General features: G+C 50.1%; 16 protein-coding genes. 11 read left to right on the top strand and 5 right to left on the bottom strand.

What is annotated here, in order from left to right:
* Nucleotides 1–43 precede the first annotated feature (43 nt).
* Nucleotides 44–1,204, bottom strand: coding sequence for a molecular chaperone DnaJ (gene dnaJ / locus J7619_RS14180; RefSeq protein ID WP_291199289.1), 1,161 nt, complete (start codon nt 1,202–1,204; stop codon nt 44–46).
* A gap of 40 nt (nt 1,205–1,244) precedes the next feature.
* Complete coding sequence (locus J7619_RS14175; RefSeq protein ID WP_291199287.1) at nt 1,245–1,880, bottom strand: nucleotide exchange factor GrpE; 636 nt, start codon at nt 1,878–1,880, stop codon at nt 1,245–1,247.
* Nucleotides 1,881–1,993: 113 nt separating this feature from the next.
* On the opposite strand from J7619_RS14175, the gene queG reads away from it, so the two are divergent.
* The 10 genes from queG to ppk1 all read left to right on the top strand — a co-directional run bounded on the left by queG (nt 1,994) and on the right by ppk1 (nt 19,922).
* The gene (queG, locus tag J7619_RS14170) at nt 1,994–2,941 is read left to right on the top strand and encodes a tRNA epoxyqueuosine(34) reductase QueG (protein ID WP_291199285.1); all 948 of its coding nucleotides are present in this window, start codon (nt 1,994–1,996) and stop codon (nt 2,939–2,941) included.
* 78 nt (nt 2,942–3,019) lie between these two features.
* Entirely contained in the window at nt 3,020–3,433 is a 414-nt protein-coding gene (locus tag J7619_RS14165) for a DUF1761 domain-containing protein (RefSeq protein ID WP_291199283.1), read from the top strand.
* A gap of 167 nt (nt 3,434–3,600) precedes the next feature.
* Complete coding sequence (locus J7619_RS14160) at nt 3,601–6,915, top strand: VCBS repeat-containing protein (RefSeq protein ID WP_291199281.1); 3,315 nt, start codon at nt 3,601–3,603, stop codon at nt 6,913–6,915.
* Entirely contained in the window at nt 6,915–8,228 is a 1,314-nt protein-coding gene (locus J7619_RS14155; RefSeq protein ID WP_291199279.1) for a vanadium-dependent haloperoxidase, read from the top strand. Before J7619_RS14160 ends, J7619_RS14155 begins: the two co-directional genes overlap by 1 nt.
* A gap of 120 nt (nt 8,229–8,348) precedes the next feature.
* Nucleotides 8,349–9,047, top strand: a complete 699-nt coding sequence (locus J7619_RS14150; protein WP_291199277.1) for a hypothetical protein — start codon at nt 8,349–8,351, stop codon at nt 9,045–9,047.
* Between the two features lie 174 nt (nt 9,048–9,221).
* Nucleotides 9,222–10,115 (top strand): ThuA domain-containing protein, encoded by an 894-nt coding sequence (locus J7619_RS14145; protein WP_291199275.1) that lies wholly within the window; start codon nt 9,222–9,224, stop codon nt 10,113–10,115.
* Between the two features lie 44 nt (nt 10,116–10,159).
* Entirely contained in the window at nt 10,160–13,324 is a 3,165-nt protein-coding gene (locus J7619_RS14140; RefSeq protein ID WP_291199273.1) for a PVC-type heme-binding CxxCH protein, read from the top strand.
* A 441-nt stretch (nt 13,325–13,765) separates the two neighbouring features.
* Nucleotides 13,766–15,214, top strand: a complete 1,449-nt coding sequence (locus tag J7619_RS14135) for a hypothetical protein (protein WP_291199271.1) — start codon at nt 13,766–13,768, stop codon at nt 15,212–15,214.
* 252 nt (nt 15,215–15,466) lie between these two features.
* A complete protein-coding gene (gene gyrB / locus J7619_RS14130) occupies nt 15,467–17,422 on the top strand; it encodes a DNA topoisomerase (ATP-hydrolyzing) subunit B (RefSeq protein ID WP_291199269.1) in 1,956 nt (651 codons plus the stop codon).
* Between the two features lie 169 nt (nt 17,423–17,591).
* The gene (gene ppk1 / locus J7619_RS14125) at nt 17,592–19,922 is read left to right on the top strand and encodes a polyphosphate kinase 1 (RefSeq protein WP_291199267.1); all 2,331 of its coding nucleotides are present in this window, start codon (nt 17,592–17,594) and stop codon (nt 19,920–19,922) included.
* A gap of 3 nt (nt 19,923–19,925) precedes the next feature.
* On the opposite strand, the gene J7619_RS14120 is transcribed toward ppk1, so the two are convergent.
* The 3 genes from J7619_RS14120 to J7619_RS14110 are packed head-to-tail and all read right to left on the bottom strand — an operon-like array spanning nt 19,926 to nt 24,429.
* Entirely contained in the window at nt 19,926–22,400 is a 2,475-nt protein-coding gene (locus J7619_RS14120) for a bifunctional UDP-N-acetylmuramoyl-tripeptide:D-alanyl-D-alanine ligase/alanine racemase (RefSeq protein ID WP_291199265.1), read from the bottom strand.
* Nucleotides 22,401–22,437: 37 nt separating this feature from the next.
* The gene (gene corA / locus J7619_RS14115; RefSeq protein WP_291199263.1) at nt 22,438–23,568 is read right to left on the bottom strand and encodes a magnesium/cobalt transporter CorA; all 1,131 of its coding nucleotides are present in this window, start codon (nt 23,566–23,568) and stop codon (nt 22,438–22,440) included.
* A 9-nt stretch (nt 23,569–23,577) separates the two neighbouring features.
* A complete protein-coding gene (locus J7619_RS14110; RefSeq protein WP_291199261.1) occupies nt 23,578–24,429 on the bottom strand; it encodes a universal stress protein in 852 nt (283 codons plus the stop codon).
* Between the two features lie 518 nt (nt 24,430–24,947).
* On the opposite strand from J7619_RS14110, the gene J7619_RS14105 reads away from it, so the two are divergent.
* A complete protein-coding gene (locus tag J7619_RS14105) occupies nt 24,948–26,348 on the top strand; it encodes a dicarboxylate/amino acid:cation symporter (RefSeq protein ID WP_291199259.1) in 1,401 nt (466 codons plus the stop codon).
* The last annotated feature ends 13 nt before the right edge of the window (nt 26,349–26,361 follow it).

Genomic DNA, 26,361 nt, shown 5'->3' with positions numbered 1-26,361 from the left:
GTGACGGAGCAGCTCTTTGGGAATATTCATTGAACAGGCATGATCAATGAAAGAAATCTTTCATTTTATCAAAAAAGCCTTTCTCGTTCTTGCCGGGTTTCGGCTGAAAGTTCGGCGAATGACGGAGCGATTCAAGGGTCGAACGCTCGTCAGAGGTCAGTTGCTGAGGTGTCCATACATTAATATGTACAAGCTGGTCGCCTTTTCCGTAACCGTTCAGGTCTTTGATACCCTTGCCTTTGAGGCGTAATATCTTACCCGCCTGGGTTCCCGATTCGATATTAATGCGCGCTTTGCCGTCGATAGTCGGTATTTCAACCGAAGTGCCGAGTGCTGCATCGATAAAGCTCAGGTGCATGTCGAATACGACGTTATTACCATCTCTTTTGAGCAATGCATCCTCTTCTTCCTCGATGACGATCAGCAGGTCGCCAGCGACGCCTCCGCGCGCGGGAACGTTTCCTTTACCCGACATGGATAGTTGCATGCCTTCGGCCACACCGCCCGGGATATTGAGCGTAATCAGGTCATCTTGCAGCAAGCGGCCCTCGCCTGCACAGGAGTCGCAACGTTCGCTGATGATTTTGCCATCACCATTACATGTAGGGCAAGTTGAGGTCGAAACCATCTGGCCGAGCATGGTGCTCACTACCTTACGCACCTGACCGGTTCCGTTACAGCTGTTACAGTTGGTCAGCGACGTGCCATTTTTAGCCCCATTGCCGCCGCAGGTATTACAGGTAACATGTCTTTTTACCTTGATTTTCTTCTCAACCCCGTTTGCAACCTCTTCAAGGTTCAGTTTCAGCTTGATCCGAAGGTCGGAGCCTTTGCGTACCCTGCGGCCATTTCCGCCCTGACGGCCGAAAATATCGCCGAACGGGCTGCTATCCCCGAAAATATCCCCGAACTGCGAGAAAATATCGTCCATGGAGAAACCACCACCGAAACCGCCTGCACCGCCGCCCGAAGCACCGCCTACACCGGCATGTCCGAACTGGTCGTAACGCTGGCGTTTATTGTCGTCACTCAGAATGCTGTATGCCTCCGCCGCCTCTTTGAACTTATCTTCAGCAGTAGGATCGTCAGGGTTCTTATCCGGGTGGAACTTGATCGCGAGCTTGCGGTAAGCTTTCTTGATTTCATCCGCGGAGGCGCCACGATCCACGCCAAGGACTTCGTAATAATCTCTTTTCTTTGCCATTTTTAATTACTGATGTATCCTGTAAGGAAGGTTGAGAGCATTAGGCGCCTACGATTACTTTGGCGTAACGAATGACCTTGTCGTTCAGGTAATATCCTTTTTCAATTTCATCGATCACCTTTCCTTTCAGGTCTTCCGACGGTGCAGGAAATTGTGCGATGGATTCGTGGATTTCAGCGTCGAAGTCGGCACCTTTCGATTCCATGGCTTTCAGGCCTTTGGATTCAAGGGCTTTATACAACTTGTTATAAATCAGGTCAACGCCTTCTTTCAGTGCCTCGATATCGGTAGAAGAATCAAAAGAAACCTTGGCACGTTCGAAATCGTCGACAATCGGGAGAATAAGCTTTACCGTATCGGCGCTTGCTCCGGAGATCATTTCCAGCTTTTCCTTGGCTGTACGGCGGCGGAAGTTCTCAAAATCGGCGTAAAGGCGCAGGTATTTGTCTTTCAGCTCGGCGATTTCAGCCTTTGCTGCATCCAACGGATCCAACTTGGGTGCCCCGCCGGCAGGTGCCTCGCCGGAAATCTCCTGACCTGCATTATCCAACGGCACATTGTTGGAAATTTCGGAATTCTCTTCGTTTACCAGATTGTCAGTTTCCAATGAAGCTTTATCCTCGTTCATTTCGTAATTTTTGTCTTGATCTATGTTGAATTCTGTATTTTCCGGCATAATTCTTGGCAGTTATGTGACTTTTGTCAACAGCCATTTTTCTCCTAAATTACTTTGCCACGGCTAAATTACTGACAAGATGGCATTTTACAATCAATTTGTAACTTTGCACTATGACGGCAGCAGATATCGTAAAGCAGGAGAGGAGTCGGTTTATCAAGGCGAAGGCCATTGAAAACGGGTTCGATTTTTGCGGTATTTCAAAGGCGGAGTTCCTCGAAAGTGAAGCTCCGCGCCTCGAAAAATGGCTTTCGCTCAACCACCACGGCGCTATGGCCTACATGGCCAACCACTTCGATAAACGCCTGGATCCTGCCAAACTGGTGGAGGGCGCCAGGAGCGTCATCTCTGTTTTATTAAATTATTACCCCGAAGAACGCCTCCCGGAAGGCGACGACGATCTTAAGCTTTCCAAATACGCTTATGGCACCGATTACCATTATGTATTAAAGGAAAAGCTCGGCGCATTGCTTGCGGCTATTCAGGAAGAAGTAGGCGAGGTAAATGGCCGTATTTTCGTCGATTCTGCACCGGTAATGGATAAGGTGTGGGCTGCCAAAAGCGGGCTAGGATGGATTGGCAAGCATTCCAATTTACTCAATCGTGAAATGGGAAGCTTTTTCTTCATCGGGGAGATCATCTGCGACCTGGACCTGGCCCCCGACAGTGCCACGGGCGATTATTGCGGTACCTGCACCAAATGCATCGACGCCTGTCCCACGGACGCGATTACCGGCCCATTCGTGGTCGATGGCAGCAAATGCATCAGTTACTACACCATCGAGTTAAAGGATGCGATCCCGGAGGAAGTCAGAGGGAAATTCAACAACTGGGTATTCGGCTGTGATATCTGTCAGGACGTTTGTCCGTGGAACCGGTTCGCCCGCCCGCACACGACGCCGGAATTCAATTTACCACATGAACTTGCCGGCTTTTCAAACAGCGACTGGAAGGAAATCACAGAGGAAGTATTTCGCGAAATATTCCGAAGATCGCCCGTAAAAAGGGCCAAATACGCCGGTTTAAAGCGAAATATCGAATTTGTTATATCCGATGGGTAAAAAGCACAATTATATCCGAAACCTCTTATATTTGGGCCGGGGAGTTCCTTTCGATGACTGAATAAAACACTCAATACAATGAGAAAACAATCTGTCAATCTTTGGGCCGTGCTAGTATGCGTAGTGATAGGTCAGATAGTACCAGCGTTGTGGTACAGCACATTTTCAGAACAATGGATGGCTTTGAATGGCTTCACCATGGAGCAGATTAAGTCAGCCACGAGCCCGATCCCTTACCTTGCCAGCATTGTCTCCACTTCCTTCATGGCCTACACCATGGCCTGGGTGTTCACCAAAATCCCCGTCAAATCTGTCGTAATGGGTTTCCTTATCGGGCTGCTGTTCGGTATTGTCTTTGTCTTGTTCGAAACCATCGTCAAAGACATGTTTTCGATGCGTGCGCTGGCGCTCTCGCTGATCAACGGGGGCGTGAGTGTGATCGTATACGCACTCACGGGCGCTATTTTGGGCGCGTGGCGGAAATACGAGTAAGGAGCATTTGATTCCTGATAAGTAAATAATACAAAAACATCAGAAAATATTAATTTTCCGGGCGCTTTCTTCTCAAAGCACTGCACTTAGTTTTAACTTCAACTTTTGGTTGAAGTTTTTTATTTTTAGTAGTAGATCTTCCTTTCTAAATCGGTATTGCACTTTCAATGAATCACCAAGGTCGCTTCTTTTACCTGCCTGCGATTTTCCTGCTGGCATTCCATTTTGCCGACATCAGGGCGCAGAACACTTTGTTCCGTTTCCTGGAAGGCAAACAAACAGGGATCGATTTCGTGAACCCTGTCAGCGAAACCGAGAGCCAGAATGTGATGTCCTATGAATACTACTACAATGGCGGCGGCGTAGCGGTGGGCGATATTAACAACGACGGTTTCGACGATCTTTTCTTTACATCCAACATGGGTTCGAACAAGCTCTATCTGAACCTGGGCGCAAAAGGGGCGAAAATGAAGTTCAAAGACATTACCGTGTCGGCGGGGAAGGGGCTCGAAGGCCGGAAGGGCGGCTGGAAAACGGGTGTGACGATGGCCGACGTGAATGGCGACGGGTTGCTCGATATCCACATTTGCTATTCCGGCAAGGTGAAGGACGAGGACCGCAAGAATCAGCTTTTTATCAACCAGGGCAACCTCAAATTCATCGAACAGGCGAAGGAGTACGGGCTCGACAATATCAGTTACAGCACCCAGGCTGCTTTTTTTGATTATGACAATGATGGCGATCTGGATGTGATGTTGCTCAATCATACGACCAAGAAGATCGACAACATGGAGCTCGCGAAGTTTCGTACGCAGACGGACGAGCTCGCGGGGAACAAGCTTTTTGAGAATCAGAAAAACCATTTTGTCGAGGTTACCCAAAAGGCAGGCATTCACCAGTATCCGCTCACGTTCGGGCTGGGTATCGCGATCGCGGATGTGAACCAGGATGGCTGGCAGGACATTTACGTCACCAACGACTACAACGAGCCGGATTACCTCTATATCAACAACCACGACGGCACGTTCAAAGACGTGACACGCCAGTATTTCAGGCATCTGGCCCAGTTTTCGATGGGGATCGATGTTGCGGATTTCAACAACGACGGTCTGCCGGATATCATATCGCTCGACATGCTGCCGGAAGACAACCAGCGGCAGAAGTTGCTGCAATTGCAGGAAAACTATGAAGCTTTCGAGCTGATGGTGCGGCAGGACCTGCAAAAGCAATACATGCGTAATATGTTGCAGCTCAACAACGGCGACGGCACATTCAGCGAAATCGCCCAGTTTGCAGGCGTTTCCAATACCGACTGGAGCTGGACACCGCTCTTTGCAGATTTTGACAACGATGGTTTCAAGGACCTGTTCGTTTCAAACGGCTATCTCAGGGACTATACCAACAAAGACTTTCTGAAATACTGGGGCGACTACAAGATCAAAAGGGCAGTTGATAAAGAGCCCTTCCAGCTCATGGACCTTGTGAAAGCGATGCCTTCCACGGCGTTGGCCAACTATATTTTCAAAAATAACCGCGACCTCACATTTTCAAACATGCAGCAGCCCTGGGGCCTCGAACATGCGTCGGTTTCCAGCGGGGCGGTATACGCGGACCTGGATAATGACGGAGACCTGGACCTGGTCGTCAACAATATCAATGAACCGGCATTTGTATACCAAAACACGGCCAGCGAGTCCAAAAATGTGAACTGGTTGCAATTGAAACTGAAACAAAACGACGGAAATGCCGGCGGAATAGGGGCCAGGGTTTATCTCAAAAGCAAGGGTTCACTCCAGTATCAGGAGGTGAATCCTAACCGGGGGTATCTTTCATGTACGCCATTGCGCCTGCATTTCGGGCTTGGTGAAGCGACGGCGGTGGATACGGTGAAAATCCTGTGGCCGGACGGTACGGGGCAGATCGTCGAAAATGTGAAGGCTAACCAGTTGCTGGTCATTGAAAAATCGGGTGAAAAAGCTGATAAATCCGGAAAGCGAGATATTCTCAACACGCTATTCCAAAAACAGGCCCCGGCGATCGCTTACCAGCACGAGGGGTTCAGCGAAAATGATTTCAAGCGCCAGCCGCTGATGCTCTCGATGTACTCGCAGACCGGCCCGGTAGTGGCGAAAGGCGATGTGAACAAGGACGGGTTCGACGATATTTTCGTGAGCGGCGATCAGAATAAGCAGGCTAAAATATGGTTACAGCAAAAAGACGGAGCGCTCCGCGAAATGCCCGGCTTCGCTGTCGGAGATGAAAATACATCCGCCATTTCAGCAGCCGTCTTTTTTGATGCGAATGGCGATGGTTACGACGATCTGTACATTGCCAAAGGTGGTTATTCACTTTTTGAACCTAATACGGTTGCACTGCAAGACGAAATTTATCTGAGCGACGGAAAGGGCGGGCTGAGCTTGTCGGTACTATCCGTTCCGAATTTGAAGGCCAGCAGTAAGTCGTGCGTGCGCCCATTTGATTTCGACAAAGACGGTGATCTTGATCTGTTCGTAGGCGGCCGCATTATTCCCGGCCGGTATCCGGAGGCACCGGCGTCGTTCCTGCTGGTTAATGACGGGAAGGGGCGTTTCCAAATACGCGAATCGCCGTTTTTCAAAATTGGCATGGTTACAGATGCTCAGTGGGCAGATTTGAATGGCGACAGCAAGCCGGAGTTGGTCATAGCGGGAGAAATGATGCCGGTGAAAGTTTTTAGCTATAACGGGAAAGATTTTGACGACAAAACATCCGATTTCTTCCAAAATGAAGAGAGCGGCTTTTGGAACACCATTCAAATAGAAGACCTGGACGGCGACGGCAAGCCGGATATTGTTGCTGGTAATCTGGGGCAGAACTCCCAAATCAAGGCCTCTGAAAAAGAGCCCGCGGAGCTGTATTTCGCCGATTTTGACAAGAATGGCTCGATCGACTCGTTCTTCAACTTTTATATACAGGGTAAATCCTATCCGTTCGTTAGTCGCGATGAGCTCAATGACCAGATTTACCCCATGCGCAAAAAGTTTGCCTATTACCGCGACTACGCCAATGCGACGATGCCCGAGATTATCCCGGCAGCCGAGCTTGCCAAGGGCGGGAAGCTCGAAGCGAAGGAACTGCGCAGCGTCTGTTTTATGAATCGAAATGGCCGGTTTCAGAAGCTTCCGCTGCCTTCACGGGCGCAGTTCTCGCCCGTATGCACGATCCTGACGGGCGACTATAACCACGATGGGCATAAAGACCTGTTGCTGCTAGGGAACAAAACGGACAACCGCCTCAAACTGGGTAGCATGGATGCGAATTATGGTAGCCTTTTTGTCGGCGACGGCAAGGGTGGATTTCGTTTCGTGGAACAGCCGGAAGCCGGATTGTCGGTAACGGGCGACGTGAAATCAGCCGTGCAGGTCAATATCGGTAACCAACCTTTTTTAGTGATTGGCGCATTCAATGAGCCATTACAGTTTTATAAAAATTCCAGAAAGTAATGCGCCGGATCCTTCTTCTCTTTTTGATTTTTACCCAATCGGTTTTTGCAAAGCCTGGCAAAGAGGAATTGCGGAAGCATTTGCAGCCTGCTGTTTTTGCAGTAACCATGGTGATGATCCACGACGTGGTAAACCCACCCGCGGCCAGCCGGTTTTACGCTTATTGCCTCCTGGGTGCACATGAGATTGTAGCGAGGAACAACAAACAAATCGTCGCGCCGACGGTTTTTACCCAAAGCATTAACCCGGTTACCATAGACGCCAAAGGTTACGATTACCAGATTGCCGCATTGTATTGCATTCTGGAAACAGGGAGGCTCATTATCCCATCGGGTTACATGCTGGAAGAAGACCAGAAAAAGCTGATCATCGCATTATTGCGGGAAGGGCACTCGCAGGCGGCGATCGATCAGTCAGTTGCCGTGGCGCAGGATGTCGCTAGGAAAATTGCCACCGACGCTTCCACCGACGGCTATCTCAAACTCAGCACGCGTTTGCGGTACCGACCTAAAAAAGGGGATGCTTACTGGTACCCAACCCCACCCGGCTATATGGAAGGCGTAGAGCCGCATTGGAAAACGATCCGCCCGGTGCTGATCGACTCATGCGGCCAGTTTGTACCCAAACCACCGGTGGAGTTCAGCAAGGACAGTACGAGTGCTTTTTTCAAACTGGCGAGAGAGGTTTATGACGTGAGCCAAAATCTGACCAAACAGCAACGTTTCATCGCTTCTTACTGGGATTGTAACCCGTTTGCGATCAACACTTCGGGACATATGAATATTGGTTTCAAGAAAATCAGTCCGGGAGGGCATTGGATGAACATCACCGGCATTGCCACTGCCAAAGCCAATCTCGACCTCGACAAAGGCATTATGGTGCATTCGCTGGTTGCCGCTACGCTTATGGACGCATTCATCAGCTGCTGGGACGAAAAGTACCGCAGCAGCCGTGTGAGGCCGGAAACGGTGATCAACCGGATCATTGATCCCCAATGGCAGCCGCTCTTGCAAACACCCCCTTTTCCTGAATATACCAGCGGGCATAGTGTTGTTTCGACAGCCGTAGCCGAAACATTAACCTTTTTGCTCGGCGATAACTTCGCATTCCGCGACGATACCGAAGTGATATTCGAATTGCCGACGAGGGATTTTCAGTCGTTTCGCCAGGCTTCGGAAGAGGCTGCTATTTCGCGGCTTTACGGCGGAATCCACTACCGCGACGCCATCGAAAACGGGCAGGCGCAGGGTAAGGCATTAGGGAATTTTATTGTTGAAAAACTCAAAAAAGCGGGTGTCAAAGCCGCAATCTGACAATTTCTGAAAGGCCGGAAGCTGAATATGGCCTGAAAATAGTAGTTTTGAGTTCTTAAAAACTCGCGCGTTCCGCAGATAATGGTCAGATCGTTTGCCGCTTTGTTAATGTTTTTGGGTATGCTTGGGCACAATGCCAGCGCCCAGGAAGCTTCCATCACGGAATGGAGGAAGGACCGCGAAGAGGCGTTCGATCAACCTTCAGATCCCTCGCCACGCGAAAAAAAAGCAAATGAGTCCAGTCTCCCGCGCTGGAGTGCGGGCCTGAATGGTGGCTATGCTTACCGGTTGTTTCGTGCAGGCAGGGTATATAGTCACGACGAGCAGGAGTATATCAAAGACCTTAAATCCGGTATCGCTTTGGGCGGTGACATTGCTTACTTTCCCTGGAAGCATGTCGGCTTTGGCTTGCGCTATGAAATTTATAAAGGTAAAGCCAACCTGGATAGCCTGCAAAGTGAAAAAGTGACGATCCAGCATTTGAGCGGCGCGTTGATCCATCGTTCCTTTTTGAAAAATGGCAAAACCGCCATTCTTACCTCCTTGCTGCTGGGCTATCAGCCCTACGAGAATAAAAGTGTCGTAGGAAAACAGCAATTCACTTTTTCGGGCAAAACCATGAACTGGGGCGTCAGTGTGGGTATCGAACAGCCAATTGGTCCCAAATTCGCCCTCAACCTCACTGGCACTGCTATGATGGGCGCCATCTATCGCCTCCGTCGTAAAACCGAATTCAGTACAGAAACATTACATTTGTCTAAGGACGATAGTGTGGATCTGTCAAGATTTTCACTGACGTTGGGTTTCCGGTTTTTGTGATGGTCAAGTAGTTCGCTAGCCTGGACGGCCGCGAATCCCCCGCATACACGCTCAGAACAGGACAACACAGGATGCACTATATTTCGTTTATAATTAACTAGGGGAAAAATTGCATTAAACAGTCTTCCTAATATACCCCTTTACTCACAGAGCTTGAACCATAATCCTTTCATCATGAAATTGAAACAGTTCTGCATTTGCTTCCTTTTTGCGGCATTTGCAGTGATGACCGTTGTATGTGTCGCGACGGCGCAATCCTCTAAAAAAGACAAAAAGTCTCCGGGCCAGGCTCCGCTGGTCGTGTTCGTCACAGGCGACCATGAGTACAGCGGCGAGGAAACGCTGCCGATCGTTGCCGCGGAACTGGAAAAGAACTACGGCATGCGCACGATCGTCCTCAAAGCCTATCCCGATCACAATAGTGAAAAGAATATCCCCGGCCTGGAAGCATTGAAGGACGCCGACCTGGCGGTTTTTTATCTGCGCTGGCGTCAGCTGCCGCCCGATCAGCTCGCGTTGATCGAAGCTTACCTGAAAACGGGCAAGCCGGTGATGGGTTTTCGTACCACCACGCACGCATTCAATTTTCCCAAAGGGCATGAAAGTGAAAAATGGAACGCTTTCGGTGAATTTGCGTTGAATGCGCCTCCGGGATGGGGCGGTGCGGCCAAGCACACGCATTATGGCCATAACAGCAGTACTGATGTGACGGTGATTGCCGAACAGGCCAAAAATCCGATCCTGACTGGTGTGAAGGGCCCGTTCCATGCGCGTTCGTGGCTGTACCGCGTGCTACCCGATTATCCAACCAAAGGCTCTACCTGGTTGCTGATGGGGAAATCGGTGAACCCGGATAAGGAGGCGATTGAAAACCCGGTGGCCTGGACAGGGACCAACTCATTCGGAGGGAAGGTGTTCATGACCACGCTTGGTCACCCGGAAGATTTCAGACTGGAACCTTTTCAGAGGCTAGTGATCAATGCCATCCATTACGAACTGGGCTTGAAAATCCCGAAAGAATGGAAGGGCAAAATGGACATCCAGGTGCCCTACCGCGAAGCCAAGTAACTTTCACATAACGCTACCTAAAACCCAATCTAAAATCCTTTCAAATGTCTAAACCCAAAAAAATCAGCGTTTATTCATCGCTTATTGCATTTGGACTGGCAGTCATTGCCTTCAGCGCGTTCCAGTTGAACCAACCTGTACCGGTCAAGATCGGTAAGGGTACGCACATCTCCCTGATCGGTAATAACCTCGGATCGCGGATGATGAACTACGACAATTTTGAAACGGAGTTGTACATGCGTTACCCGGACGACAACCTCATTATCCGAAACATGTGCGACGGCGGCGATACACCCGGCTTCCGGCCGCATGCAAGCCGCAACACGCCCTGGGCTTTCCCTGGTGCCGAGAAGTTTCAGACTGAGCTGGCCAATCCTTCCGAAAGCGAAGGACATTTCGAAACGCCCGACCAATGGCTCACTCGTTTGAAAACCGACGTCATCGTTTCTTTTTTTGGTTATAATGAGTCATTTGAAGGCAAAGCCGGTCTGGCCAACTACAAGGCGGAACTGGATGCATTCATCAAATGGACATTACAGCAGAAGTACAACGGTACGTCGGCACCGCAGCTGGTGATCGTTTCTCCGATCGCTTTTGAAGATCTTTCGGCGAAATATGACCTGCCGAATGGCAAGAAGGAGAATGAAAACCTCTTGCTGTATACCAAAGCGATGAAGGAAGTAGCCGACCAGAACAAAGTGCTCTTTGTGGATGCATTCACACCTTCGCAAAAGTGGTACGCCGAAACGAAGGAGGACCTGACGATCGACGGATCGCAGCTGAATGCCGAGGGTTATAAAAAACTGGGCGTTTTACTGGTAGACAAAATTTTTGGAAAGGCTCCGGAGAAAGCTAAAAACCGGGAGCTGGTGCATGCGGCCGTAAGCGAAAAGAACTGGATGTGGCATAACGACTTCAAAATTCCAAACGGGGTACACGTTTATGGTCGTCGTTACAATCCCTTCGGCCCGGACAACTATCCTGCCGAAATCGAGAAAATCCGTCAGCTGACCGACATTCGTGACCAGGCAATCTGGCTTGCAGCTTCCAAAGGCGAGAAGATGGATCTGGCTGCGGCTGACAAGACCACGCGCACATTGCCGCAGGTAAAAACCAATTTTAACCCAGACAAAAACGGGAGCCTCACCTACCTGTACGGAAACGACGCATTGGCGAAGCTGAAAGTGCCGGCTGGCTATAAAATTGAGCTTTTTGCCTCGGAGCAGGAATTCCCGGATCTCGCAAAACCTATGCAGATGTCCTTCGACAATAAAGGGCGCCTTTGGGTAGCCACAATGCCGAGCTATCCGCATTACAAGCCTGGTGATTCGAAGCCGAACGACAAGATCATTATTTTTGAAGATACCAACAACGACGGCAAAGCAGACAAGCAAAGCGTTTTCGCCGATGGCCTGCATTTGCCGCTGGGCTTTGAAATTGCCAAAGAGGGTGTTTATGTTTCGCAAGGTACCAACCTGAAATTGCTGACAGACACCAACGGCGACGGTAAAGCTGATAAAGAAGAAATCCTGCTGAGCGGCTTCGACGACCACGACACGCACCACAACAGCCATGCATTTACAGTAGACCCGTCCGGCGCTATTTATTCAGGTGAGGGGGTATTTCTGCATACTAATGTGGAAACGTCGTATGGCCCTGTTCGGGCTACGAATGGCGGTTTCTATCGTTATGCACCTCAATTGAAAAAACTGGAACGTACCGCCCAGCTTTCGATCCCTAACCCGTGGGGTATCGCATTCGACGATTGGGGGCAGCCATTTTTTGCTGAAACATCGAGCCCCGATGTGCGCTGGATGTTGCCTGGAAGCGTTTTGCCTCGTTACGGGGAAGCAACGCATAAATCGGTACAACTGGTGGAGGACAAGCATCGCGTGCGCCCCACTTCGGGCCTCGAATTCGTATCGAGCCGGCATTTTCCGGATGATATTCAGGGTGATTTCCTGATCAACAATACCATTGGTTTTCTTGGGACCAAAGAGCATACGCTGACCGACGATGGTACCGGTTACAAAAGCCACCACCGTCAGGACCTCGTGGTGAGCGAGGACCGCAACTTCCGTCCTGTGGACATGGAGTTTGCCCCGGATGGTTCATTGTATGTGATCGACTGGCATAACATTCTCATCGGGCACATGCAGCACAATGCGCGTGACCCGTTGCGTGACCACTCGCACGGACGCATTTACCGCATTACCTACCCATCGCGCCCGCTGGTGACGCCTGCAAAAGTGGACGGAGCGAGCATTGAAGAACTACTCGATAACCTTAAATTGCCCGAATACCGGACACGCTACCGCACCCGTCGTGAGTTGCGCGGCAGGGATGCTTCTCAGGTTTTGGCTAAACTGAATACCTGGGTGGCTAACCTCGATAAAAACGACCCGCGCTATGAGCATCATTTGCTGGAAGGCTTGTGGGTAAGCTGGGGAATGGATAAAGTGGATCAAAAGCTTTTGAAACAGGTATTGAAGGCGAAGGACTATCACGCACGTGCAGCGGCGGTGCAGGTGGTACGGTACACAGGCCATCAGGTCCCCGACCAGGCGGATCTGCTCATGCAGGCGGTACGTGACGAAAACAGCCGTGTGCGCCTGATGGGTATCGTGGCGGCTTCGTGGATTGGTAAGGAGAAAGGCCTGCCTATTTTGGCAGAAGCCAGGAAAAAGCCGCTCGACGACTGGATGATCCACGCGCAGGAAGCTGCCGAGGCACACCTGAAAGGGGAAAATGTGAAACAGGAAAAACAGAGAGTGGCTACGACCAGTCTGAAAGGCAATGATCTGGTCCTGTTCAATCAGGGCCGGCAAATTTACGCCAAAGAGGGATATTGCGGCACTTGCCACCAACCCGACGGCAAAGGTTTGGAAGCATCGGGCTTTCCACCGCTTTCCGGGGCATGGGTTACCGGTAGCGACGAACGATTGATCAAGATCGCGTTGAAAGGACTGCTCGGACCGATTGAAGTGAATGGTAAAAAATATCCCGGCCAGGTTCCTATGACGCCTTTCGCAGGCTTGTTGAAAGATGATGAAGTAGCGGCGGTGTTGACCTATGTCCGCAATTCATTTGGAAACAAGGGACCGGCTATCTCGCCCGAAAAGGTGAAGCAGGTACGCGCTGCTACTGAGGCCAAAAAGGACTTTTACTCTCCGGAGCAACTTTTAAAAGACCATCCTATGGAAAAATAACAAGGCTGGTACGATAATTGCTATAATTTTTGAGAGCGGGGATTTTTTCTCCGCTCTCTCTGTTTTTGTCGCAATTTATTCGTCGATTTTCGGTTACTAAGAAAAGCAAACTATGTTACGAATCGGGGCGATAAACATTTAGATTTGCTAGAACTCATCCGAATCTATCACATAACACACGTTACGGCTTTACCCATGCTTCGATTTTTACCAATTGTCGTCATTATTACCGTTATCCTGTTATTTTTTCTTTATAATATCCATTTCTCGGTCGATTTTCCCTATCAGGACGATTTTTTGTTTATTCAATTCATTGAAGCAATCACAGGCGACGATAAAAGTTTTGCCAAAGTGATTGAGGAAATGTTCCGCACATTTAATGATCATAAAGCAGCAGTACCGCGATTTGTTTCTTTAATTGATTATAAACTTACGGGCTATTTGCATTTCCGATTTTACGTTGCGCTGGGAACATTAGCCGTGAGTTATATTTGCTATTTTCTTTACCTCAGTTTTCGTAAAGCTGGGCTGCCACTCTACTATTTTATTCCGGTTCCGCTTGTGCTCTTTCAGCCCATGTATTATGAGGTTTCAAACTGGGCGCTTACGTGTTTGCAGCATCCGTTCCTGACAGCCTTTCTGGCTGCGGCTATCCTGCTCGCTGCCCGTGGAACCAAACCCGCCGTTTACGGGGCCATACTATGCTGTTTTCTGGCCACTTTTACGCACGGTAACGGCATACTGACCTTTCCTGCGATCATCTTCTTCTATTTGTGCCATAAAGACTTCCGCAACGCGATTCTGACGACCGTTTTCATGTTCATCTGTCTGGGCGTTTACATGGGAGGGTACGAGTCGGGCCAGGCGGTGAACCTGCCTAAAAGCGCCTCGCAGTTCTTTTTATCGCTTTTTGGGTTTGTGGGCGCTTCGATGTCGCTCTGGGCTATGCCGGAGTTGCTGTCGGCAATCTGGGGCTTTCTGATTGTCGTGTGTATGATACTCGTCACGATCCGTGTTGCGAGTGTTTATTTCAAAAAGCCGGTGCAAGTCAAGCCGGGTACAATTGAATTGCTTTCGTTTTTTGCATTCATTTTTATTTCAAGCACCGTTGTCGCGCTGTTCCGATCGTGGGCAGGAACTACCATTGCAAGCCGTTTCCAGATGTACTCCGCGCTTTCGACGGCTGTTTTTTATATTTTTCTGCTATTCTATACTGACCTGTTTCGGAAAAAGTGGGTTTTGACGACGGTTCTTGGACTCAGTGTTTTTTATTGGGCTTATTCCTACTACAAATTTACCGGGATTGTGGCGGCTAAAAGAACAGCATTGCTCGCCGATGTTTATAACTGGAAAAACAATCGGAATATGTTCTCCGTGGAGAAATCCATTGTCAATAACGGAAGCTTTTATCTGATTCCCGGATATGAAAAAGGTTTTTTCCGGCTTCCCAAACCGGCGGTAGAAAAACATGAACTCGACGCGATGTTCGCCGAAAAAGGGCCGGTAAAGGATAATGAACTCTACATCGAGACGTGGGATATCCATCGTGTGGTGCGGCAAGGTGTAGAAGAACTTACCAACTATTTTGTGTCGAGCAATGTTTCGCCCCAGCGGAAGCGGTTTTGGGACGACCGTTACCTGGTTATGAAAAATACCGATACCGACTCGACTTACCTGATCAATGCAAATCCCAAAGTAGAAGCACGGAAAAACATTATCATGGAAGGGCACTACTACAAAAGCGGTTTCAACGCGGTGCTCCGCGAAGACGATCTTGGAGCCGGTACATACGCGCTCGGCATTCTGGACGTATCCGGGGACGGCAAGAAGACGTTCTACCGGCTCGACAAGACACTCGTCTGCACGGGCGACGGGTACTCACTGCGCTGACTTTCGCGCGCCGGAAACTAATCCGGCCGGGGCGCTGGAGAATAGACGCGGCCCGGCTTCTACCATTATTGTCTAACACAGAAATATCATATTTCGGCGTGCCGCGCTCCCTGGCCGGCATTCGCTCCCAAGGGCGTACCGGATGGCAGGTTTGCGATAGGTTTTGCTAGGTAAAACCATAAAAAATTCGTATCTTTACGTGCTTAAAAAGCCAGATAATGGTTCTTTTTATCCAAGTGTAAAACAAACTATATGTCAAACGAAGCAGTGCTAGAAGTAAACAGCTATTCGGCTGAAAATATCCAGGTTCTTGAAGGTTTAGAGGCCGTTCGTAAGCGTCCGGCCATGTATATCGGTGACACTGGCTTCAAAGGCGTTCACCATTTGATTTGGGAGGTTGTCGATAACTCTATCGATGAGGCGATGGCAGGTTACTGTGATACGATCAACGTCACGGTCGAGCCCAATAACTCAATCACTGTAAAAGATAACGGTCGTGGTATCCCCACCGGAATGCACCCCAAAGAGAAGAAATCCGCTTTGGAGGTGGTATTGACGGTATTGCACGCCGGAGGTAAGTTCGATAAAGACACATATAAGGTTTCCGGCGGTTTGCACGGGGTAGGGGTATCCTGCGTGAACGCGCTTTCCACGCACTTGCGTGCGGAGGTGCACCGCGAAGGCAAGATATTCGAGCAGGAGTTCAGCGAAGGCAAGCCGCTTTACCCGACCCGTGTAATCGGCGAGGCAGAAGATACCGGAACGATCATCCACTTCCTGCCCGATGCGACCATATTCTCTGTAACGGAGTACAAATACGAAACCATCGCAACCCGCTTACGCGAGCTTTCTTACCTGAACAAGGGTATCCGCATTACCCTGGAAGATAAACGTGAAGAGGACGAGAATGGCAAGTTCCGCGGCGAGGAGTTCTATTCCGAAGTAGGTCTGAATGAGTTCGTGACTTACCTGGACGCGACCCGCCAGCCGTTGATCCCCGAGCCAATCCATATGGAGAGCGACAAGGGCGCGATCCCCGTGGAAGTGGCGATGATGTACAACACGTCGTACAGCGAGAATGTGTTCTCTTATGTGAACAATATCAACACCATCGAAGGTGGTACCCACGTTTCCGGTTTCCGCGCGGCGTTGACGCGTACTTTGAAGAACTACGCCGAGAAATCGGGTATTCTGGCCAAAGAAAAAGTGGAAATCAGTGGTGACGACTTCCGTGAAGGACTTACAGCGGTTATCTCCATTAAAGTGGCCGAGCCGCAGTTCGAAGGTCAGACCAAAACCAAACTCGGTAATGGCGAAGTAACCGGGGCAGTGAGCCAGGTGGTGGCCGAAATGCTTGAAAGCTACCTCGAAGAGCATCCGAAAGAAGCCCGGGTGATCATCGACAAGGTGATCCTTGCCGCCAAAGCCCGCATCGCCGCGAAAAAGGCACGTGAAATGGTGCAGCGGAAAAATATCCTCACCGGTACCGGCTTGCCCGGAAAGCTTTCCGACTGCTCCGAAACCGACCCGAACGTCTGCGAACTATACCTCGTGGAAGGGGACTCGGCGGGTGGAACTGCCAAGCAAGGCCGTAACCGCGCATTCCAGGCGATCCTTCCGCTTCGTGGTAAAATCCTGAACGTGGAGAAAGCCCAGGAGTACAAGATCTACGAAAACGAAGAGATCAAGAACATGTTCACCGCGATGGGTGTGCAGATCGGGAAGGACGGCGATGAGCGTGCATTGAATATCGATAAGCTGCGTTACCACAAGATCGTCATCATGACCGATGCCGATATCGATGGTAGCCACATCCGCACGCTGATCCTGACGTTCTTCTTCCGTTATATGAAGATCCTGATCGACAACGGCTATATCTATATTGCCCAGCCGCCATTGTACCTCGTGAAAAAAGGCAAGGAAGAGCGCTATTGCTGGACCGAGCAGCAACGCGAAGAAGCGGTACGCGAGATTGGTGGTGGTAAAGAAGATTCGGTAAACGTGCAGCGATACAAAGGGCTTGGTGAAATGAACGCCGAACAGCTTTGGGAAACGACGATGAACCCCGAGCGCAGAAGTTTGAAACAGGTTTCTGTGGAATCTGCTGCCGAGGCCGATCACCTGTTCTCGATGTTGATGGGGGACGAAGTAGCTCCGCGCCGCGATTTCATCGAGAAAAACGCGAAATATGCCCGCGTCGACGTGTAGTCATTAGCTTAAACCGCAATATTGAAACGGATGGCTGTGAAACACGGTCATCCGTTTCTTTTTGGAACGAAAATTTAACACAAACTTCATCAGCCCGAAAACAATAGATTGTTTAGATTCGTTGAATTTTTATTGCCATCCTGATACACCTTTTTAATAGCATAACGTTATGTCCGGCTCATCCGACAATATATATAGCAATGAAAAACGAAGTAAGCTGACCAATTTGTTCGCATTGTTCAAAAGCCCGAAGGAACCGGCTGCGGCAGAAGATGCCAAGGCGGTCAGTTCGTCGGAGAAGGCCAATACCCAAATGCAGCAAAGCGACCTGATCAGCAGGGACCTCAGCTGGATGAAATTCAACGACCGGGTACTCGATCAGGCGACCAACGAAGAGCGTAACCTGTTCGATCGGCTCAAATTCCTGGCCATTACGTCGTCCAACCTGGACGAATTCTTCACGATACGTGTAGGAAGCCTTTATAACTACCTCGACTTCGGAAAGGAACGCCTCGACTACTCAGGCTTGCGTGAGATCCCTTTTCGCAAGGTGTTGATGAAAGAAGTGCATGATTTCGTGCGTCGGCAGAACGAATGCTACAAGGACCAGCTGGTGCCGCTTTTCGCGAATCATGGATTTCGCATTATCGGGATGGACGAGGTTACCCGCGAGGAGCACGTCGCCGTGGAGGAGTACTTCGACCGCACGGTATACCCGATGCTGACCCCCATGCTCTTCGATTATACACACGCATTTCCTGTTTTGCTGGCGAAAGTCCTTATCCTGGGGGTGATCACGCAGGTGAAAGGCACCACCGGCGAGGAAGACAGAAAGCTGTCATTTGTGCAGTTGCCTCCCAACCTGCCACGTTTCTATGTGATCGAGCGGGAAGAGGAATTGTTGTTTTTGCCTATTGAAAACATCGCCAAAGCGCATATCAACAAGCTGTACCGGAATGTCGATATCGTATCGGCGAACCTGTTCCGCATTATCCGTAATGGGGACTTTACCCTGGAAGAAAGCGACGATATTGAAGCGGATTTCATCGACGAAATCAAGCAGAAGATTAAAAGCCGTCGTTTGGGAAGAGTAGTGCAGGTTTCGATCGAGCCCGATGTGAACCCGGATTTGCTAAACCTGATCAAGAAGCGTTGGGAAATTGACGACCATAATGTGTTTATGACCGACGCGCTGATCGATTTCACGGCACTTTGGGGTATCATCAAACATCCGGAATTCAAAGACCAGATTCCTCCAACCCGCCCGCCGGTGCCGCCGCTGGGGCTCGAACGTGAACGTATCCCCGATATTTTCGAGGTAATGCGGGAGCGCGATATTCTTTTGCACCATCCTTACAACAATTTCGAACCGGTATTGCAGCTGCTGGAACAAGCGGCGGAAGACCCGAAAGTGTTATCTATCAAATTGACTATTTATCGTCTCGCGAAAAATTCGCGCGTGACGGAAGCGCTTCTGCACGCGGCCGAGAATGGCAAGCACGTGGCTGTACTGTTTGAAGTAAAGGCGCGGTTTGACGAGGAAAACAATATTAAAGAAGCGCAACGCTTGCAGAAAGCCGGTTGTTTCGTGATTTATGGCATTGGCCTGCTCAAAACGCACACCAAGTTGTTGCTGATCGTTCGTAATGAGGGTAACCGGGTATTGCGTTACGCGCACTTGTCGAGCGGTAACTATAATGAGGACACTTCGAGGTTATACACCGATACCGGGCTTTTGACCTCCAACGAGGAATACACCCACGATATTTCGGAGTTCTTCAATGTCATCACGGGGCATTCGATCCCGTCGGAATACCAGAACCTGATCACGGCCCCGCGTTACATGCGTGCGAAGCTGATCGAGCTGATCCAGCAGGAAGCCGAGAATGCGAAAGCAGGGTTGAAAAGTGGTATTTGTATTAAAATAAACTCCCTGGAAGACCGCGACACCATTTATGAGCTGTACAAGGCTTCCGAGGCAGGTGTACCTATTAAGCTGATCGTTCGCGGCATGTGTTGCTTGCGGCCACAGCGTAAAGGGTTAAGTGAAAACATCACGGTCCGTTCGCTGGTGGGCGACTTCTTGGAGCATTCACGCATTTTCTATTTCCATCAGAATGGTAACTCGCTGGTTTACGGCGGAAGTGCCGACGCCATGGTGCGCAGTTTCGATAAACGCATTGAGTCGTTGTTCAAGCTCGTCGACCCACGCGTGCGCCAGGAGGCGATCCACATTCTGTATTACAGTTTGAAAGACAATGTAAATGCCTATGAATTGCAGGAAGACGGTAATTACATCAAATGTGAGATCGAGGAAGGTAGCGAACCATTGAACGTGCACCAGGCATTCTACGATGTGACGCTCGACCAGGTAATGGCTACGCACCTGTTTGAGGCAGAGGATCTCCGTGTGGAAAATAGCGGGAAAGAAAAAAGCGCTACTCCCGAATCTGACGATGCAGATGCCGAAGTAGCGCCGCAAGCCGAAGCCGGCCAATAAGGTTTATTCTTTGAAAAATACACGCTTGACGCGGTCGCCAATGCCCGTCAGTATCTCATAGGGGATGGTGTTGATGGTTTTCGCGAGTTCCGTAATCGGAACCTCCTTGCCGAAAACGATCACTTCATCCCCTTCTTCTACCTGTGCATGTGTGACGTCGATCATGGTCATATCCATGCATACATTGCCGATGGTAGGGCATAATGTGCCATTTACCCACACTTTGCCTACGCCGTTGCCCAGACCCCGGTCGTAACCATCGGCATAACCGATCGCGAGCGTAGCAATGGCCGAATCGTGGTCGACGACACCTTTGCGGCTGTATCCCACCGTTTCGCCCGATGCGAGGTATTTAACTTGAGAAACAATGGTTTTCAATGTGCCAACCGACTGCAAGGCCCGTTGATCCTGTCCGGTCGCTTCTACGCCATATAGGCCAATGCCCAGCCGTACCATATCCAGGCGATATTCCGGGAAGCGTACGATGCCCGCGGAGTTGAGGATGTGTTTGATGGTTTTGTAACCCAACGTCTGCTCGATCAGCTCGGCGCCTTCTATAAACTGGGCATATTGCTTTCTCGAAAACTCATTGTGAACCCCCTCGTCGGCGCCTACCAAATGGGTGAAAATGCTTGCCACTTTCAATGCGGGGTTCTCGCGAAGCTGCGCGACGAGCCATTCGTAGTCATCTTTTACAAAACCCAGGCGGTGCATACCTGTATCGAGTTTTAGATGCACGGAAGGGGTATTCGCCGGTTCACCTTTCCTGGAAATGTATTCGAGCCAGTCGGTGAGGATGCGGCGGCTGTAAATTTCAGGTTCCAGTTTGTACTGCCACAGCAGGTCGAACGTCGGTAGCGTCGGATTCATGACCATAATAGGCAATGTAACGCCGCTTTGGCGGAGCATGACGCCCTCGTCGGTGTAGGCCACGCCGAGGTAATCTACGCGGTGGTATTGCAGCAATGCCGCTACTTCTGAGCTGCCGCTGCCGTAAGCGAAGGCTTTCACCATAGCCATGATCTTCGTGCCCTGCCCGGCTTTTGCACGGTAGTAATTCAGGTTGTGTACCAACGCGTCAAGGTTAATTTCGAGCACGGTACCATGCGCTTTCTGCTGAATGCGGTGCACGATTTTCTCGAACGAAAATGGTCGCGCGCCCTTCACGAGCACGAGCGTGTCCGCGAGCGTGTGGAAAGCGAATGTTTTGAGAAACGTATCCGTGTCGTCGTAAAACTCCTGCTCGGGAATGTCGAATAGCGAGGCCTGGCTGCTGATTTGTTTTCCAATACCAATTAACCGGTCAATGCTTTTCTCGCTTAGCAGGCGGGATACCATTTTATACAGCTCGGTCGGCGTCTGGCCGGTTTGAAGCACGTCCGAGAGGATAACCGTCTTGCGGTTGCGTTGCTCCTGTTGAGCGAGAAAGTTCAGCGCCATCGACAAGCCTTGCAAATCATTATTGTAGGCGTCGTCGATAATATAGGAATGGTTAATGCCCTCTTTGAGCTCCAAACGCATGGAAACCGGTTTGAGCAACAGTACCCTTTCCTGGATCACCGTCGGTTCAAGCCCGAAATCGAGCAGGAAAACAATGCAATGCGTCAGGTTTTCGAGCGAAGCGTCGTCGCGGAAACCGGTTTCGAAAGTATAGCTGCCAAGCTTGCCGGTGAGGGAAATCACGGTTTTGTCCTTTTGCGGAGTATATGTCACCTGCACATGCGAGCCGGAATAATTGCTCCCCCAGCTCAGCGTTTCGAGGAACGCATTCACCGGTTTCAGGATCAGGCTGATCTCCTCGTCTATTTCGTGGTAGTCTTTCCGGTAAATCAGCTTTTTGACCTTCGTAAAAAGGCGCAGCTTCTCGGTGATCTTTTGCTTGCGGCTTCGGAAGCCGTCGTCATGTGCGGGCCCGATGTTGGTGAAAATACCGATCGTAGGCTGCATGACCGGTTGCAGGTATTCCATTTCATGTGCTTTGGAAATGCCGGCTTCGAAAATCGCTAGTGAATGCTCCTGGCTCAGGTTCCAGACCGACAGTGGTACGCCGATCTGCGAATTATAGCTTTTAGGGCTGGCTACAATGCTCCGGCCGGGCGACAGAAGCTGCACAAGCCATTCTTTGACGATCGTCTTGCCGTTACTTCCCGCAATGCCCACTACCGGAATATCGAATTGCTTTCTTTTCGAAGTCACCAGTTGCTGCAATGCACGAATGCTTGACGCTACTACCCAGATTTGCGCGTCGTCCCACGTGGCGGCGGTTTCGCGCAGTTCGCCGGTAAATGCGGCTTCTTCTACCACAAACTCCCGCACGCCCGCTGCATACAGCTCGGGCAGGAAGCGGTGGCCGTCGTGGCGCTCGCCTTTGATAGCAAAAAAGATACTCTGGCCGGGGAAAGAAACCTGACGGCTGTCGGTCAGGATGTACTGGGCTTGTGTGGTTACAATGGGGGATGTATTGACGGTAAGACTCATTCCAATGCTCGTTAATCAGAGCACAAAGGTATCAATCCTACATCCATTTTTTAGATTTGAAATAAAATATCATCCCCACCGTAACGGCGACCATCAGCCCCCAGACATAGTAATAACCGTAGGGTTCTTTCAGCTCGGGCATGAACTCGAAATTCATACCGTAAATGCCCACGATAAACGTCAGTGGCATGAAAACAGCCGAGAATATCGTCAGCGTTTTCATCACCTGGTTCATACGGTTGCTGATCGTCGACAAATGGACATCCACCAAGCTGGCGACCAATTCCCGGTAGGAATCGATGGTATCGAGTACCTGCATAATGTGGTCGTAGAGGTCACGGTAGTAGGGTATTACCTCCTTGCCGATCTGCATGTTGTCCTCGCGGATCAACTGATTTACCATATCCCGGAGCGGCCATATCTGCCTGCGCGCGAGGGTAAGCTCGCGTTTCAAAGCATACATGTCTTTAAGTGAAAGCTCGTCCACTCCGCGGATTACCTGGTCTTCGGTAGCATCGAGCGCATCGCCTAGTTTTTCGAGGACGATAAAATAGTTGTCCACCACCACGTCCATCAATGCAAACAGCAGGTAGTCGGGCCCGTTTCGGCGGGTTTTCCCAACGGACGCTTCCAGCCGGTTCTCGACGGTGGTGAAAATGTCTGACGTAAGTTCCTCCTGGAACGACAGCACATAATTTTTACCTAATACAAAACTCACGTGCTCGGAAGAAATGCTGATCGGCGATTCCGAATCGACGTGGAGCATTTTCAGGGTCAGGAACAGATGACCGGTGTCGTATAATTCCAGCTTTGGCTTATGCTCGGTATTTACGACGTCTTCGAGCAGCAGCGGGTGCAAATGATATAACTTGCCCAGCTTTTCAATGAGCGGAATCTCATGAATACCGTCGATGTTCAGCCAGGTAGTGAAGTTTTCACCATTTTCTGCGGACCTGCATTCATCCAGCGACTTCACGGCTTCTTCCTTGTACATATGCTCGCTGTACCTGATCCTGCGGATTTTGGTTTTCAGGCCAATATCCGGACCAATATAGGTAAGCGTGCCCGGCGAAGTGAGCAGGCCACGCTTACGGTACTTTCTGGATTTTCTGCTGCCATTCCGGTGGCTGCTGCCTCCGGTGGTTTTGCCGCTTTCTGTCCCGTTCAAATCGTTTGGTTATTTGAGGTGAAACACCAGCAAAGGTACGTGTGTATCCACAACGAGCTTGCGTGTAATGCTCGGATTGATCAGATATTCTTCAATAAATGATCGTTCGCGGGTGGACATGATCAGCAAGTCGGCGTGCACTTCGTCGCAATAGGCTTCGATGCCGTCCAGAACGTGCTTCGCTTCCCGGATCACGATCTGGCCCTCGCGGATCGTGAAATGTGACTTGATTTCGGTAATATATTGGTTATCGGGTTGAATGTCCGGTTGCGTATCCGAATTGATTTTTAATAATGTGAGGTCGGCGCCGAGGTGGTTCATCAGCACAAATACCTCGCGCAGAATATTGTTCTCTTCGTACTCAAACTGGGTGGCATACACCACTTTTTTGAACGTCGTAGGCTCGGTTTGGGGAGGTACAACCAATACAGGGCAAGGCGAGTTGAGCGCGATATGCGTTGCCGAGCTGCCGATGAGCTTGTCGAGGAAACCGCCGGTGCCGGTCCGACCGATCACGATCATATCCGGTACGTGGTCGTTGATCGCCTCCTCAATGGCCGACTGCACGGTCCCGAGCGTCCATATTGCCTTCGCATTGTAGCCTTCGGCAACCAGCTTGGCGGCATATTCGTCGAGCCGTTTATGAAATTCTTCTTCCAGCTCAGAGGTCATTGCCAGAAAATCGGCGCCGCCGATGCCGGGCATTACATTACCGGGTGTAACGTTTACATCGGCTATATAGGGCTGATAGGCGTGCAGGATCAGCAATTCGGTCGCGTCTTTTTCTGCGATCAGTTTTGCAGCCGCCAATGCACGCTCGGCATTTTCTGAAAAATCGATGGCAATCAGGATACTTCTCATGTCTGGTTGAGTTATGTTTTGGGTATGGATTGTCCTAACATATCGATTTTAGCAACCTGAATCAAGGACTTTGGTCATCTTTTGGTCCCAAACGGGATCACGACGGCTTCCTGCGGAATTCCGGGCGTAGTATCAGGCGGCACCCGGCGCGGTTTGGAAAGATTTAATGCCGGGGTAATATTGGAGGTTTCAAATTTTGTGCCAAATTGTATCCAAATCCGCCACCCACACTTGATCTTTCATAACAGCCCTCGGCGGTCCGCGGTCGATGGTCGGCGGTCGGTCCGCAGGTTCCGTCATTCAATTTTGCATTTGTCCAATAGCTTTGCTGTCTTGAAGTAAACGATTGTTTATTTTAATTTTTCTCTTCTGTTTAGTACAAACAATCATTCTTATTGTTCAAGACATAAATTAAATTCTGTGTTTTGCTGAAAATGCATTGGTTGTGTTGACAATCATTAATTTGATTTTTTATAAGTTTACCGTTACAAACTAATCTAGGATACCAAATTCCCTGTATGAAGAGCAAGATTACCATTATCAATATCGTGCTGGTTACCATTGCCGCGATAGCCTCCGTTTTAAGTGCTTACGGTCTCCTGCCGTTATCTGATAGTGTGCTCATTGGCCTCCGCTGGCTGGCGCTGGCGAGCCTGGTCGTGTACGCGATCCTGAAAAAGAACCTCACTACCTCGATCCTGATCTCGATGCTCGTGGGAACGGAGATCGGCTATGATTTTCCGAAGATGGGCACCGAGCTGCACTTCCTGCGGCAGATATTCCTTCAAATGATCAAAACGGTGATCGCGCCGTTACTTTTCGCGACACTCGTAACCGGTATCGCCGGGCATTCCGACTTGAAACAGGTGGGCCGTATGGGCTGGAAATCACTGTTATATTTCGAGGTAGTTACTACATTTGCGTTGGTTATCGGTCTGGTATTTGCCAACTGGTTTAAGCCTGGTGTCGGTATCGTACCGCCGGAGAGCCTGAATGCGACCTTGCCGAAAGTGAACCAGCAAACCTGGCAGGAAATCGTGCTGCATTCATTTCCGGAGAACGTTGCCAAATCCATTTACCACGGAGAAGTGTTGCAAATCGTGGTTTTCAGCGTGCTTTTCGGCATTAGCCTTGCATTGCTGCCTTCTGCGAAGAAGGAGAAATTCGTGCATGGCGTGGAGTTGCTGGCCGAGGTGATGTTCAAATTCACCAAAATCATCATGTATTTCGCACCGATCGGTGTGGGAGCGGCCATTGCCGAAACGGTAGGCCACATGGGGATCGATGTTTTGAAAAACCTCGCATTGCTGCTGGCCACCTTGTATTGTGCATTGATCGTGTTTATCCTCGTGGTATTCGTGCCGGTAGCGATGATCGCGAAAATCCCGGTGATCAAATTCGCCAAAGCTATTTTCGAACCGGTTTCCATTGCCTTCGCCACCACCAGCTCGGAATCCGCATTGCCCAAGGCGATGGAGAAAATGGAGAAATTCGGTGTGCCGCGTCAGATCGTATCATTTGTTATGCCAACGGGTTACAGTTTTAACCTCGATGGCTCAACCTTGTACCTCGCGCTCGCGACGGTGTTCGTCGCACAGGCAACGGGCACTGAAATGTCGATCGGGCAGCAGTTTACAATGGTATTGCTGTTAATGCTCACGAGTAAGGGTGTGGCCGGTATCCCACGGGCTACCCTGGTGATATTGTTGGGCGCGATCGCTAACTTTGGCATGCCCGAATGGCCTGTATTGCTGATCATGGGGATCGACGAGCTGATGGATATGGCACGTACCTCGGTGAACGTGACCGGTAACTGTCTTGCGACTGCGGTTATTGCCCGCTGGGAAGGCGAGCTCGATGATGAGAAAATGCACAATTCGGACAAGGTTGTGGAAGAACCCGCAACCAGCGAAGTTTAGTATCCAGTCTTTT

Origin of the sequence: Dyadobacter sp., from assembly GCF_017744695.1 — a bacterium.
In the GTDB taxonomy this organism is placed as follows: Bacteria; Bacteroidota; Bacteroidia; order Cytophagales; family Spirosomataceae; genus Dyadobacter.
The sequence above is the reverse complement of the archived record's forward strand: the minus strand, read 5'-3'. Positions and strand labels throughout refer to the sequence as shown.

Coding starts and splice junctions, on each gene's coding strand:
- dnaJ (WP_291199289.1), bottom strand. CDS start 1,204: ATGGCAAAGAAAAGAGATTATTACGAAGTCCTTGGCGTGGATCGTGGC.
- J7619_RS14175 (WP_291199287.1), bottom strand. CDS start 1,880: ATGCCGGAAAATACAGAATTCAACATAGATCAAGACAAAAATTACGAA.
- queG (WP_291199285.1), top strand. CDS start 1,994: ATGACGGCAGCAGATATCGTAAAGCAGGAGAGGAGTCGGTTTATCAAG.
- J7619_RS14165 (WP_291199283.1), top strand. CDS start 3,020: ATGAGAAAACAATCTGTCAATCTTTGGGCCGTGCTAGTATGCGTAGTG.
- J7619_RS14160 (WP_291199281.1), top strand. CDS start 3,601: ATGAATCACCAAGGTCGCTTCTTTTACCTGCCTGCGATTTTCCTGCTG.
- J7619_RS14155 (WP_291199279.1), top strand. CDS start 6,915: ATGCGCCGGATCCTTCTTCTCTTTTTGATTTTTACCCAATCGGTTTTT.
- J7619_RS14150 (WP_291199277.1), top strand. CDS start 8,349: ATGCTTGGGCACAATGCCAGCGCCCAGGAAGCTTCCATCACGGAATGG.
- J7619_RS14145 (WP_291199275.1), top strand. CDS start 9,222: ATGAAATTGAAACAGTTCTGCATTTGCTTCCTTTTTGCGGCATTTGCA.
- J7619_RS14140 (WP_291199273.1), top strand. CDS start 10,160: ATGTCTAAACCCAAAAAAATCAGCGTTTATTCATCGCTTATTGCATTT.
- gyrB (WP_291199269.1), top strand. CDS start 15,467: ATGTCAAACGAAGCAGTGCTAGAAGTAAACAGCTATTCGGCTGAAAAT.
- ppk1 (WP_291199267.1), top strand. CDS start 17,592: ATGTCCGGCTCATCCGACAATATATATAGCAATGAAAAACGAAGTAAG.
- J7619_RS14120 (WP_291199265.1), bottom strand. CDS start 22,400: ATGAGTCTTACCGTCAATACATCCCCCATTGTAACCACACAAGCCCAG.
- J7619_RS14110 (WP_291199261.1), bottom strand. CDS start 24,429: ATGAGAAGTATCCTGATTGCCATCGATTTTTCAGAAAATGCCGAGCGT.
- J7619_RS14105 (WP_291199259.1), top strand. CDS start 24,948: ATGAAGAGCAAGATTACCATTATCAATATCGTGCTGGTTACCATTGCC.